Below are 11,143 nucleotides of genomic sequence, written 5' to 3'. Positions count from 1 at the left end.
CGTGCAGGGTCAGGGTGGTCTTGCCGGAGGACTCCGGCCCGTAGACCTCCACCACCCGGCCGCGCGGCAGACCGCCCACCCCCAGCGCCACGTCCAGAGCGGTCGACCCGGTCGGGATGGCCTCGATGGGATCCCACACCCCGTCGCCCAGGCGCATCACCGCGCCCTTGCCGAACTGCCGTTCAATCTGTGCGAGCGCGGCGTCGAGCGCCTTCTCGCGGTCCTGTTCTTTCACTGGGTCCACCTCGGTGGGTCGGGTTGCGCCGGCGCGGCGGGCGGCCTGGAGTGTCGGTCGCGGTCGCCCGCCGCCGTGGCGCCGGGGGCGCGGTCTCGTGGAAGACCGCGGCGTTCAGAAGGGGAGTTCGCTCTCCCCGGGTGCGTGCCGCTCGCCGTCCTCCCGGCCGGGCGGGCCGCCGGCCGCCGGTGCGGCGGCGAAGCGGTCGCCGGCGGGGACGCCCGTGCGCGGGCCCCTGGCGACCGTCGCGCCGGCGAACCGCAGGGAGGGGCCGACCTCGTCCACCTCGCACTCCACCACGGTGCGCTTCTCGCCCTGGCGGGTCTCGAAGGTCCGCTGGCGCAGCCGGCCCTGGACGATGACGCGCGTGCCGCGCGTGAGGGACTCGGCGACGTGCTCCGCCTCCTGCCGCCAGGCGGAGCAGCGCAGGAACAGCGTCTCGGCGGAGTCCCTCCACTCGTTGCTCCGCCGGTCGAAGGTGCGGGGCGTGGAGGCGACGGTGAAGTGGGTGACCGTGTCTCCGGACGGGGTGGTGCGGATGTCGGGGTCGTCGGTCAGGTTGCCGACGACGGTGATGACGGGCTCACCGGCCATCGGTGGCTCCTCTCGTGCGAGGGGTGTACGGCGGATGCGAGGCGGGTGCGCCGCGGACGCGCGGCGCCGGCGGTCAGTGCTCCTCGCCGCGGATCTCCTCCCGGGTGCCGCCACGCCCTTCGCCGCTGTCGAGGGCGAGCAGCCGGGGCAGGTCGATCTCGCCGGTGCGCCAGGCCCGGGCGACCTGTTCCGTTCCGCCCGGAACGGGCCGGAGGCTGAACGAGCGCGGCTCCGGCGGCGGGGCCGTCTCCAGACCGGGGACCACCTCTCCGGTGTGCGGGTCGGTGGCCGGCCCCGGCCAGGCGGTGAGCCGTGCGGTGAACTGCCTGCGCCAGCTGGGACGCACCCTCACGAGCGTCTCCACCTCGTCCGGATGGTTCTCGACCACCCAGGTGGTGAAGGCGTCCTCGTCGGCGACCACGACCTCCGGTTTGGGGTCGATGAGCGTGATGGTGGCGATGGGCGTGCCGTCCCGCAGGGTCACCCGTATCGACTTCAGCGCGTACTCCTCGCGGGCCGCGCGCAGTTCGTCGAGGACCTCGCGGCGTGTGGCCTGGTACTGCTCCTCCACCGCGTCGCGCAGCACCTTGAGTACGGCGACCCTGGTCGCGTGCTCCTTGAGGTTCATGCCGCCACGGCTTTCCGCTCGGTCTCCTTGCGGGACTCCCCGGTTTTCCCGGCCTCCTTCCTCGCCTCGGTCCCGCGGCGCACGATGAGGTCGCCCAGTGTGGTGGGCTCCCCCGCCGGGTCCAGGACGGCGGCGGCGAGCAGGTTGTGCCGGCGGGCCTCCTCGTAGAGGACGCGGAGTTCCTCGTAGGTGGTGTTCGGCGCGGTGACGGTGGCCAGGTAGTCGGACGCGCTCGGGGTGGGTTTGCCCGCGTTGAGCCAGTCGAGGACGGAGTCGGCGAACTCCGTGCCCGGTTTGCGGATCACCAGCCCGGACAGCGGCTTCGCCCGGGACTTGGAGATCACCAGGGTGTTCTCGTGGTCGAGGTCGCCGACGATGTCGAACTCGTACTCGATGCCCTCCCGCTGCTCGGGCTTGAGCCCGACCTTGCGCGGCACCTTGCGCCCGCGGTCGTCGGTCTCCACGACGTACTCGGTCTTGGTGCGCATGGTGACGATGAGGTGGCCGGGGTAGGCGAGCAGGGCGTCGATCATCGCCCGCTCCATGGGGCGGGTCTCCTTCCAGGCGGCGAAGCTGCTGCCCGTCCCGTAGCGTTTCGCGGCGTTGTCGACCTGTTCGAGCACTCCGCCCGCGCCGGACCAGAAGTGCGAGAGCGAGTCGACGATCACGGTGTCGTAGCCCTGGTGGGCGGCCACCGCGAGGACGTCGATGAGCCCGGTGGGCTCGAACGAGGTGAGCTGGAGGGTGTCGAAGGCGAACTCGTCGGCGTACTTGGACGCGCTGCCGTGTTCGGTGTCGATGAGGGCCACCCGCTCGCCGATCGCGGTGCCGGTGATGAGCGCGGTGTAGGTCTTGCCCGATCCGGTCGGTCCGGTCAGCGCGATGCGGGCCTTGGCCTGTTCCTTGGTGGCGGGGGCGAAGGTGAAGGTGTTCACGCCATTTCTCCTCTGGCGCATTCGACGGCGGTTCGGGGTGGGCTCGCCGGTTGGCGGGACGCGGTCCCGGCCCGGCGAGACGTGCACCCGCGCGGCCGAAGCTTCAGTTCGAATCTACGTTCGAAATCTGTCCTGAGTCACAGGCTAGGCACATCTTGTCGACAAATCAACACTTACCGGGTGGAGGATCCCCCGGACTCCGGCGGCCCGGCCACCGCCCCTCCCGAGGCGTGGCACACCCTGCGCAAAGGCCCGCGAGCAAGGTTCCGCGGAACCCATGACTCCCACTTGACCAGGTCTTTTGTCAGTGGCTCCCGGTAGAGTCGAAGACAGACCGAGACGGCCGGACGACCACCTCAGGAGGAAGCCGATGGCCTCTGCCGCGCTCGCCGCCAAGCCCCCCTCGAAGGTCCCGACCACACCCGCCGCCACCGCGCTGACGACCCTGCCCACACTGCCGAAGAAGCCGCTCCCGGCCGGCCGGCCCCGCGAGTGGTACGTCTCGCACAACCGCCGCCTGAAGGCCATGCGCCTGGCCATAGCCCTGCTCGACACCGGCGTCCACCGCCCGGAGCGGGCCACCGACCGCAGGATCCGCACCACGGCCGAGCAGATCGGCGTCCACCCGCCCTCCGGGGCGACCTGCCGCATGGTCCGTTCCCTGCTCCGCCACGGCGACAGCTGACCGGGGACAAAAAGCGCCGCCCCGGCACACCGGTACGAACGGAGGGTCCCGCCGCGCACCTTCGCAGGTGCGCGGCGGGACCCTCCCGACCGCAGCGGGCACCGGGGCGGTGCGGCGCGGGGCGCTCCCGCCCGCGCGCGTCAGTCCACGGTCATCACGTTGCGCGGCGCCCCGGCCGGCCAGACGAACGCCCCGCCGAAGTCGCTTTCGACCTCCGCCTTCTCAGCCGCGTTCGGATAAGGGTTCGTGCACGCGGTGCCGGCGCTGGAACCGGACATCAGGCTCGAGCAGGGACCGGGCTTGCGGTCCGGCAGCCCCAGGATGTGGCCCAGCTCGTGGGAGGAGATGCGGACGGTGTTGTAGCCCTGGTCGACGGCCTGCCGGCCGATGTACACCACGCCGTTGCCCAACGAATAGGTGTAGGCGCGGGGCCAGCCGTTGTCGGCGAGGATCCGGATGTTGGCGCGCTGTCCGGCCGCCACCGGCCGTAGTTCGACGGCGTCGACACTCTCGTTCCAGATCGCCGCGCCCCGGTCGACCGCGGCCCTGAACTCCGCCGCCCCGCTCGCGTCGTAGGTGAGGATCCGCGGGGCGAGGGCGCGGTCCTCGGCGGCGGGAGCGGCCGGTGCGGCGGCGGCCTGGCCGCCGGCCAGCGCGAAGGTGGCCGCCAGGGCCGCGGTGAGGCCGCGGACGAGTGTGCGGACGTGCATGGTCGTCCTCCTTGTGGGGGGTTGAGCGTGCTCATGACACGCTGCAAGCTCCCTGCCCAGCCGCGGCGCACCCCAATCCGTCAATCCGCACGGCGGGCGGGACTCCGCTCCGGGCGGGCGGGCCCTCGCCGTCGCCAGCCCTCAAGCCGCTCCTCCGCGCAGGCGCCCCCGCGCATACGTCGCCTCCTACTGCATCACCTGCCGGTGCGGGTGGCCGAAGGAGGCGGGGCAGAGGTAGAGCTGCATCGTGTAACCGCGGCCGATCGAGATCATCGTGGGTTCGTGCGGCCGCGGGTAGAGCGGCCGCCGGTCCGGGGGCTGTTCCTCCAGCGGGCGCCAACTGCCCGTGCCACCGTCCCACTCGGAGCTGTCCAGGGTGAGGAAGGGGCGCATCCGCGTCCCGCACTCCTCGCACAGGATCGGCCAGGGATCGCAGAAGCTCCAGTTGCCCCAGCCACCGAGCTTCCAGCCGGGCGCCACGGAGAGGTCGCTCTGGTAGTCGTACGGGCGGCCCTCCTCCCAGGCGTGGATCCGTCGGCTCAGCTCCTCGTCCAGTTCGAGCGGGGCCGGGTACTCCACGACCGGCTCGGGGTTGAGCAGACACGGTTCGGGCAGCGACTCGCCCTCGCTCACCACGGTCGGCGGCGGGGTCCGGCGCACCTCGGTCACGGCCCCGGCCGAGCGCCAGCGCAGCCGCACGCCCGGCATGCAGTCCTCACCGTGCTCGAAGGAGCACCACAGCACCTGCAGCAGGTCGGCGCCCGGAGGGCAGGGCAGTGAGGGGACGTCGCGTGCGTACAACTGCAGTACCGGCAGCAGGGGTACGGGGCCGTCGACGGGCAGCCGCCTGCCGGTGTGGCCGAGGCCGTCGATGAAGGCACGCTCGTCGGGGGTGAGGAAGTCGGCTCCCGGGGTCCTGGGGCGGGCCCAGCCCTCGGTGAGTATGCGTCGCTGCGTGCGCAGGTCCTCCGGGGTGTAGCCGATCAGCCAGGGGCCCGTGTGCTCCGGACAGGTGGGCCACGGCTCGTCCGCCGGCCACAGCAGCGGCCCGCCCACCGAGCTGTCGTCCGCCACCGGTGCGCCCGGCCGCGGGTGCAGACGGACGGCGGTACGTGCCAGCGGCGCCAGCTCCGGGAAGACCGAGGCGACATCGACAGGGCGGGGCGGCGTGGTACGTGACATGGAAGGGGAGATTAGCGCCCGGGTCCGACAACGTCGGCGCCTTCGCCGCCCGGCCCCGCCCCGCCCCGATGCGGGGCGGGACGGGGCGGCGAGGGGTCAGTTCGCCCAGACCTCGGCGTCGTCGGCCGGGACGGTGGTGGCCAGGCCGAGCTCCTTGCGGGCGGCGACCGTGTCACCGGGGTCCAGGCCGGTGAAGGCGGGGTCGTAGGCGATGTAGAACGCGTCGGCGTCGCCGGCCTTCGCGGCGTCCTTCCAGTGGCCGGCGGTCTTCTCCAGCCGGGTGCGGAGCTTGCCGGTCTCCGTCCCCTCGATACCGCGCAGACCGTCGAGGTGCGCGTCGAGGGCGGTGGCGACGGCGTCGGCCTGCGCCTTGTAGGCGTCGAGGTCCTCCTCTACGGTCTCCGCCTCGGGCTGGTTCGCCCACAGAGCCTCGTAGACGGCGTTCGCGCCGTTCAGATAGGTCTTCTGAGCCGGCTTCAGCGACTTCGCACCGGTCTTCAGCGAGCCGGTGAACTCGCCTGACTCCTTGGTGTAGGTGCAGCTCACGGCGCGGTCGCCGGTGGCCCAGCTCTCCGCGGTGGGGGTGTAGTAGGAGAGGCCGACCCCTTCGGGCAGCGCCCAGGTGTCCGGGGCGAACTCGCCCGCCTCGGCCGGGCACCGCTCGTCGGCGATCGCCGTGACCGCCTCCTCGCCGGGGAAGTCCCCCTTCTCCTCGATGTCGAACTCGCCGACGACCTGGCCCCGGTGCGGCTCGTCGCACGGCACGAGTTCGATGGCGAGCGCCTCGCCCTCGATCTTCTCGCTGTTGGGGTTGTAGCAGTCTCCGGTGGACAGCGAGAACACCGACCGCTGGCGGGCCACCTTCGTCGCGCCGTTCTTGGCACTGTCGACGACGTCGGAGCACCCCGCCGCCCCGATCGCGAGCAGGGCGACGGCGGCGGATATGCCGCGCGGGGAGCGGAACGGCGCACGGATTGTCATGACGCGTACATCCTCTGGGGAAAATTCGTGAATGGTGCGCGCATCTTATGTCATCGGCATGACAAGTCCGTACACGGATGATCTTCCCCGCGGGGACGAACGCCGACCGGCGACGAGGTCGGGGCCGGGTTCCGCCGGGGCTCGTTGGACTTCCGCGGTGGACACCGTGAAGTGCGCCCAGTGCGGCACGACCGGCCTGGAGCCGGGATTCATCGAGGACTCGGGCGAAAACTCCCGCGGATACGCCCGCTGGATCGCCGGGCCGCTGGAGCGCGGCTTGTTCGGTGGCGCCAGGCGCATGGGCCGCCCCCGGTGGCAGATCGACGCCTACCGCTGCCCGAAGTGCGGCCGTCTGGAACTCTTCGCGCGGCAACCCGTCTGAGAGCTCCGCGTCCGGCCCCGGTGCGTCAGCGTGCCGCTTCCGCGTCGCGCCACAACCGCCACAGCGCCTCGTTGACCGCCTGTGGCCGCTGGGTGTGCGGGTAGAAGCCGGGGACTCTCAGATGGCGCGCCCCGACCGTCTCGGCGATCACCTCGGCGCAGGCGATCAGCGGTTCGCCCGCGTACTTCCGGTACGGTTCCGGGGCGCCGGCCCAGTCGCCGGAGACCAGCATCGTGGGCCAGGGCGCGTCGGCGATCGGCCGCAGCGGGATGTCCGCGTCCCAGCAGGGACGTTCCCGCATCGAGGTGCGCGCGGCGCGCAGCCGCTCCCGTGTCGGCTCCGGCATCGGCAGCCCCAGTCCCTCGGTGGAGGCGCGCAGGTAGTCCCGCGCCGACATGTCCGCGGGGAGTTCCGCGGTGCTCCGCCGTGCGCGGGCCAGCGCCTCGGCCACCACCGGGTGCCGCTCGGCCACCCGCAGCGCCCCCGGCTGGATGAGCGTCAGGGAGCGGACCAGATCGGGCCGCCGCGAGGCGGCGAGCATCGCGCCGACACCGCCGTAGGCGTGCCCGACCAGGTGGGCGCCCTCTCCCAGGAGGGAGACGATGTCCTCGGCGTCCACCTCGTAGTCGCTGCGGCCGGTGTCCGGGCTGCGGCCGTAGCCCCGGCGGTCCATCAGCAGCAGCCGGGCGCGGGCGGCCAGTGGGCGCTGCGCCGCGAAGCCGTACTCGGTGTCGTCGCCCCAGGTCATGATGTTGTGGACGAAAACCGCCACCGGCGCGTCGGCGTCGCCGTCCTGCCAGGTGGTCACGTGTACGGGCGCGGTCGTCATCAGTGGCCTCCCACGGGTCGGGGCGTCCTGCCGGGGAGTGCGTCACCCCCGGCGGAAACGGTAGGCGCGCCGGTGCCGGGAACGGGAGGGGGTGGTGCGCCGTGTCGTCAGTGCGCGCCGGCCCGGCGCACCGCCGCGGTCGCCTTCCGGGCCGCCACCAGCACCGGATCCCACAGCGGGGAGAACGGCGGCGCGTATCCCAGGTCCAGGAACGTCATCTGCTCGACCGTCATGGACGCGGACAGGGCGACCGCGGCCACGTCCACGCGTTTGCCCGCGCCCTCGCGTCCGACGATCTGCACGCCCAGCAGGCGGCCCGTGCGGTGCTCGGCGAGCATCTTCACACGCATCGGCGCGGCACCCGGGTAGTAGCCGGCGCGGCTGGTCGACTCGATCGTCACGGTCACGAACCGCAGTCCTGCGGCCCTGGCCTGGCTCTCCAGCAGGCCGGTGCGGGCGATCTCCAGGTCGCAGACCTTGCTGACGGCCGTGCCGACGACGCCGGGGAAGGTGGCGTAGCCCCCGCCGATGTTGGTGCCGATGACCTGACCGTGCTTGTTGGCGTGCGTGCCCAGCGCGATGTGGCGGTCGAGGCCGGAGACGAGGTCCAGGACCTCGACGCAGTCTCCGCCGGCCCAGATGTTCTCCCTCCCGCGCACCCGCATCGCCAGGTCGGTGAGCAGGCCTCCGGACTCCCCCAGCGGCAGTCCCGCCTCGCGTGCGAGCCCGGTCTCGGGCCGCACTCCCAGTCCGAGGACCACCAGGTCGGCCTCGTACTCGGCGTCCTCGGTGGCGACCGCCCGCACCCGGCCGTCCGCACCGGTGCGGACGGCGGTGACGGCGGCTTCGGTGACCGTCTCGATGCCCATACCGGCCATCGCCTCGCGCACGAGCCGGCCCATGTCGGGGTCCAGTGTGGTCATCGGCTCCTCGGCCCGGTCCAGCACCGTGACCCGGTAGCCGCGGCGGACCAGTGCCTCGGCCATCTCCACACCGATGTAGCCGGCGCCGACCACGACCGCGCGCCGCCGGGTGCGCGCCGACTCGGTCTCCTCCAGGGTCTCCAGCAGGGATCTGCCGTCGTCCATGGTCTGCACTCCGTGCACGCCCGGCGCTTCGATGCCCGGCAGGCCGGGGCGCAGGGGGCGAGCGCCGGTGGCGATGACCAGGTGGTCGTAGCCCAGCCACTTCCCGGGGCCGCCGCCGTCACCGTCGCCGAGGACGCGGACGCGGCAGCCGTCCGGGTCGAGTTCGGTGACCTCCGTGTGCAGCCGCAGGTCGATGCCCCGCTCGCGGTGCTCCTCGGGGGTCCGTGCGATCAGGTCGTCGGCGGCCGTGACATCACCGCCGACCCAGTAGGGGATGCCGCAGGCGGAGTAGGAGGTGTAACCGCCCCGTTCGAGGGCGATGATCTCCAGTTCCCCGGGCCGCTTCAGTCTGCGTGCCTGCGAGGCGGCGGACATGCCCGCCGCGTTGCCTCCGATGACCACCATGCGCTGTGCGGTCGCCATGGTGTGCGCTCCCTTCGCCGTACCGGGCACGCGTCGGCCCCGGCCTCCGTATGCCCACGCTATGCTCCGCCACCACCGCCGCCCGGTTCCTCCCGGCGCGGGCGTCAGTCCCGGGGGGCCACGCCGGCGTCCAGGAGGGGGCCGAGTTCCCGCGCCACTGTCTCCAGGGCGCGTACGTCGCGCTCGGCCCTGGCGATCACGATCGCCCCCTCCAGCGCGCTGATCATCAGGGTCGCCAGCGAGGCGGCCCGGCCGGCCGGCACGCCCATCTCCGTCAGCGCCCGCGCCACCGGCCGGTTCCAGGCGTCGAACGCGGCGGCGGCGGCCTGCCTGGTGGACTCGGCGGAGCCGGCGCGGTCCACCGTCGCGGCGACGACGGGGCAGCCCGTCGCGAACCCGGCCGACCGGTACTCGTCGGTCCACTGGCGCACCATCGCCTCGAACAGGCGGCTCGGTGACGGCTCGGGCATCTCGGCCAGGAACCGGTCCACGCGCTTGGCCGCGTAGCGGCCGGCCCACTCCACGGCCTCGTTGACGAGCTGCTCCTTGCCGCCCGGGAAGTAGTGCCGCAGCGACCCCCTCGGGGCCTGCGCGTGTGCGACGACATCGCGCAGACCGGTCGCGGCGACTCCGTCGCGCCGGATGAGCTGGGCCGCGCTGAAGACCATCCGCTCGCGCGGTCCCCGCCGGGAAACCGTCACCGCCGACCTCCGATCCCCTGGCGAACCGGGCGAGGGCACTCGCCCGGCCGGTCCGGCCAGCCTATCGGTGCCGCACCGGCCGCACCGGTGCGGGAGAGGCCCCATGCGCTCCGCCCCGGAACGACCCGCGCCCGGCGCTATGACACACGTCATAATCACCGCTACTATGACGGTTGTCATAGAGGGTGGGGCAGGCGGCCATGCGGGCGAGGGCCGCGGCCCCTCGGCCGGAAGGGCGGCACAGCGTGGACGTGGGTTTCATCGGTCTCGGTGTCATGGGGCAGCCCATGGCGCTGAATCTGGCCCGCGCCGGCATGGCGCCGGTCGTCTGGAACCGCACCGCCGCCAGGAGCGAGCCGCTGCGCGCGGCCGGGGCCGAGGTGGCGGCGAGCCCCTCCGGGGTCTTCGAGCGGGCCGGCACCGTCTTCCTGATGCTGGCCGACGAGGCGGCGACGGACGTCGTACTGGGCCGCGGCACACCGGACTTCGCCCCGCGCGTCGCCGGGCGCACGGTCGTCCACATGGGGACGACCTCGCCCCACTACTCGCGCGGGCTGGAGGCCGACGTCCGCGCGGCCGGCGGCGGTTACGTCGAGGCCCCCGTCTCCGGTTCCCGAGTGCCCGCCGAGGCGGGGCAGCTGGTGGCGATGGTAGCCGGGGAGCCGGCGGCCGTGGAGGCGGTGCGCCCGCTGCTGCGGCCGATGTGCCGGGAGGTGTTCGCGTGCGGGCCCGCTCCGAACGCGCTGCTGATGAAGCTCTCGGTGAACCTGTTCCTGATCACCCTGGTCACCGGGTTCACCGAGGCGTTCCACTTCGCCGACCGCCACGGTCTGGACCGGCGGCTGTTCCTGGACGTGCTCGACGCCGGCCCGATGGCCAGCGGCGTCTCCCGCATGAAGGCGCCCAAACTGCTGGCGCGCGACTTCGGCGTCCAGGCCGCCGCCCTGGACGTGCTGAAGAACAACCGGCTGATCCACGAGGCGGCCCGGGAGGCCGGTCTGGCCTCCCCCCTGCTGGAGGTCTGCCACGCCCTCTTCGGCGAGACGGTCGCGCTGGGGCACGGCGACCGTGACATGGTGGCCGTTCTGCACGCTCTCGAGGCCAGGACCGACCGCGGCCGGCGGCCCGCTCCCTGACGCTTCCCGGGCGGGGCAGCCGACCGCGCGGGGCCGCCACCCGTCCCGCTCCGGACCGGAAGCCCGAAGGTGAGCCCGGAGCGGGACGGGCCTCTCAGCCCGGAAGCCGCCGACGGCCACTCCTGGCCGCCGCCACCAGTTCGGGGACGGTGGCCAGTTTCTCCCGGGGCCGTCCGGCCCGCAGCCCGCGGGCCACCTCCACCCGGTCGATCGCGGCCTGGCCGCGGGCGTCGACCAGGCGGCGGTTGCGGCTCCTCATCAGTCGGCGGAAGGCCCTCGCACCGTGCTCGGGCGGGGGCAGGGCGCCCTCGATCGCGTCGGCGAGCAGGGTGCCGACCGTCTCGGCCGCGCAGGCGCGGTTGGCTCCGATACCGCCCGAGGGGCCGCGTTTGATCCAGCCCACGACGTACGTCCCCGGCCGCCCGGTCACGCGCCCGCCCTCGTGCGGGACGGTGCCGGTGGCCTCGTCGAAGGGCAGCCCGGGGACCGGGGCGCCGCGGTAGCCGACCGCCCGTACCACCAGGCCTGCCGGTATCTCCGGCTCCCCCTCCACCGCCGTGGTGCGCACCGCCCGTACGCGCCCGTCGCCGAGCACCTCCGTCGGCGCGCTGTGGAAGCGCAGCACGATGCGCCG

Annotated in this window: 12 protein-coding genes and 2 pseudogenes; 3 read left to right on the top strand and 11 right to left on the bottom strand. The window is 73.3% G+C overall.

Annotated elements, in window-relative coordinates:
• The 4 genes and pseudogenes from L7D48_RS16420 to L7D48_RS16405 form a co-directional block, all read right to left on the bottom strand.
• A pseudogene (locus L7D48_RS16420) lies at positions 1-235 on the bottom strand (DNA recombination/repair protein RecA); the annotation flags it as partial.
• 114 nt (positions 236-349) lie between these two features.
• A complete protein-coding gene (locus L7D48_RS16415) occupies positions 350-829 on the bottom strand; it encodes a single-stranded DNA-binding protein (RefSeq protein ID WP_237880192.1) in 480 nt (159 codons plus the stop codon).
• A 73-nt stretch (positions 830-902) separates the two neighbouring features.
• Positions 903-1,457, bottom strand: a complete 555-nt coding sequence (locus L7D48_RS16410) for a hypothetical protein (protein WP_237880191.1) — start codon at positions 1,455-1,457, stop codon at positions 903-905.
• Positions 1,454-2,392, bottom strand: coding sequence for an ATP-binding protein (locus tag L7D48_RS16405; RefSeq protein WP_237880190.1), 939 nt, complete (start codon positions 2,390-2,392; stop codon positions 1,454-1,456). Before L7D48_RS16405 ends, L7D48_RS16410 begins: the two co-directional genes overlap by 4 nt.
• A 370-nt stretch (positions 2,393-2,762) precedes the next feature.
• On the opposite strand from L7D48_RS16405, the gene L7D48_RS16400 reads away from it, so the two are divergent.
• Positions 2,763-3,077 carry a hypothetical protein gene (locus L7D48_RS16400; protein WP_237880189.1) on the top strand — a complete coding sequence of 105 codons (315 nt, stop codon included), beginning with the start codon at positions 2,763-2,765 and terminating at the stop codon, positions 3,075-3,077.
• A 140-nt stretch (positions 3,078-3,217) separates the two neighbouring features.
• Here L7D48_RS16400 and L7D48_RS16395 read toward each other — a convergent pair whose 3' ends face one another.
• From L7D48_RS16395 to L7D48_RS16385, 3 genes are all read right to left on the bottom strand, one after another.
• A complete protein-coding gene (locus tag L7D48_RS16395) occupies positions 3,218-3,787 on the bottom strand; it encodes a snapalysin family zinc-dependent metalloprotease (RefSeq protein ID WP_237880188.1) in 570 nt (189 codons plus the stop codon).
• A gap of 186 nt (positions 3,788-3,973) precedes the next feature.
• A complete protein-coding gene (locus tag L7D48_RS16390) occupies positions 3,974-4,969 on the bottom strand; it encodes a hypothetical protein (RefSeq protein ID WP_237880187.1) in 996 nt (331 codons plus the stop codon).
• Between the two features lie 96 nt (positions 4,970-5,065).
• A complete protein-coding gene (locus L7D48_RS16385) occupies positions 5,066-5,950 on the bottom strand; it encodes a septum formation family protein (protein WP_237880186.1) in 885 nt (294 codons plus the stop codon).
• Positions 5,951-6,107: 157 nt separating this feature from the next.
• Between L7D48_RS16385 and L7D48_RS16380 the strand changes: the two genes are divergently transcribed.
• A complete protein-coding gene (locus L7D48_RS16380) occupies positions 6,108-6,332 on the top strand; it encodes a hypothetical protein (RefSeq protein WP_237880185.1) in 225 nt (74 codons plus the stop codon).
• 25 nt (positions 6,333-6,357) lie between these two features.
• Here the strand turns inward: L7D48_RS16380 and L7D48_RS16375 are convergent, their stop codons facing one another.
• From L7D48_RS16375 to L7D48_RS16365, 3 genes are all read right to left on the bottom strand, one after another.
• Positions 6,358-7,161 carry an alpha/beta fold hydrolase gene (locus L7D48_RS16375; RefSeq protein ID WP_374492456.1) on the bottom strand — a complete coding sequence of 268 codons (804 nt, stop codon included), beginning with the start codon at positions 7,159-7,161 and terminating at the stop codon, positions 6,358-6,360.
• Between the two features lie 107 nt (positions 7,162-7,268).
• A complete protein-coding gene (locus tag L7D48_RS16370) occupies positions 7,269-8,672 on the bottom strand; it encodes an FAD-dependent oxidoreductase (RefSeq protein WP_237880184.1) in 1,404 nt (467 codons plus the stop codon).
• Positions 8,673-8,776: 104 nt separating this feature from the next.
• Positions 8,777-9,340: a TetR family transcriptional regulator C-terminal domain-containing protein gene (locus L7D48_RS16365; RefSeq protein ID WP_237880195.1), complete on the bottom strand. Its 564-nt coding sequence runs from the start codon at positions 9,338-9,340 to the stop codon at positions 8,777-8,779.
• Positions 9,341-9,618: 278 nt separating this feature from the next.
• Between L7D48_RS16365 and L7D48_RS16360 the strand changes: the two genes are divergently transcribed.
• Positions 9,619-10,509, top strand: a complete 891-nt coding sequence (locus tag L7D48_RS16360; protein WP_237880183.1) for an NAD(P)-dependent oxidoreductase — start codon at positions 9,619-9,621, stop codon at positions 10,507-10,509.
• A 94-nt stretch (positions 10,510-10,603) separates the two neighbouring features.
• Here the strand turns inward: L7D48_RS16360 and L7D48_RS16355 are convergent.
• Positions 10,604-11,143 (bottom strand): annotated as a pseudogene (locus L7D48_RS16355) (ferredoxin-NADP reductase); the annotation flags it as partial.

The organism is Streptomyces sp. ICN903, assembly GCF_022015835.1.
GTDB lineage: Bacteria > Actinomycetota > Actinomycetes > Streptomycetales > Streptomycetaceae > Streptomyces > Streptomyces fenghuangensis.
This window is presented reverse-complemented; position numbering and strand designations above follow the sequence as displayed.

Excerpts from the sequence above, each read along its gene's own strand:
- L7D48_RS16415 (WP_237880192.1), bottom strand. The coding sequence starts at position 829 with ATGGCCGGTGAGCCCGTCATCACCGTCGTCGGCAACCTGACCGACGAC.
- L7D48_RS16410 (WP_237880191.1), bottom strand. The coding sequence starts at position 1,457 with ATGAACCTCAAGGAGCACGCGACCAGGGTCGCCGTACTCAAGGTGCTG.
- L7D48_RS16400 (WP_237880189.1), top strand. The coding sequence starts at position 2,763 with ATGGCCTCTGCCGCGCTCGCCGCCAAGCCCCCCTCGAAGGTCCCGACC.
- L7D48_RS16395 (WP_237880188.1), bottom strand. The coding sequence starts at position 3,787 with ATGCACGTCCGCACACTCGTCCGCGGCCTCACCGCGGCCCTGGCGGCC.
- L7D48_RS16390 (WP_237880187.1), bottom strand. The coding sequence starts at position 4,969 with ATGTCACGTACCACGCCGCCCCGCCCTGTCGATGTCGCCTCGGTCTTC.
- L7D48_RS16385 (WP_237880186.1), bottom strand. The coding sequence starts at position 5,950 with ATGACAATCCGTGCGCCGTTCCGCTCCCCGCGCGGCATATCCGCCGCC.
- L7D48_RS16375 (WP_374492456.1), bottom strand. The coding sequence starts at position 7,161 with ATGACGACCGCGCCCGTACACGTGACCACCTGGCAGGACGGCGACGCC.
- L7D48_RS16370 (WP_237880184.1), bottom strand. The coding sequence starts at position 8,672 with ATGGCGACCGCACAGCGCATGGTGGTCATCGGAGGCAACGCGGCGGGC.
- L7D48_RS16365 (WP_237880195.1), bottom strand. The coding sequence starts at position 9,340 with ATGGTCTTCAGCGCGGCCCAGCTCATCCGGCGCGACGGAGTCGCCGCG.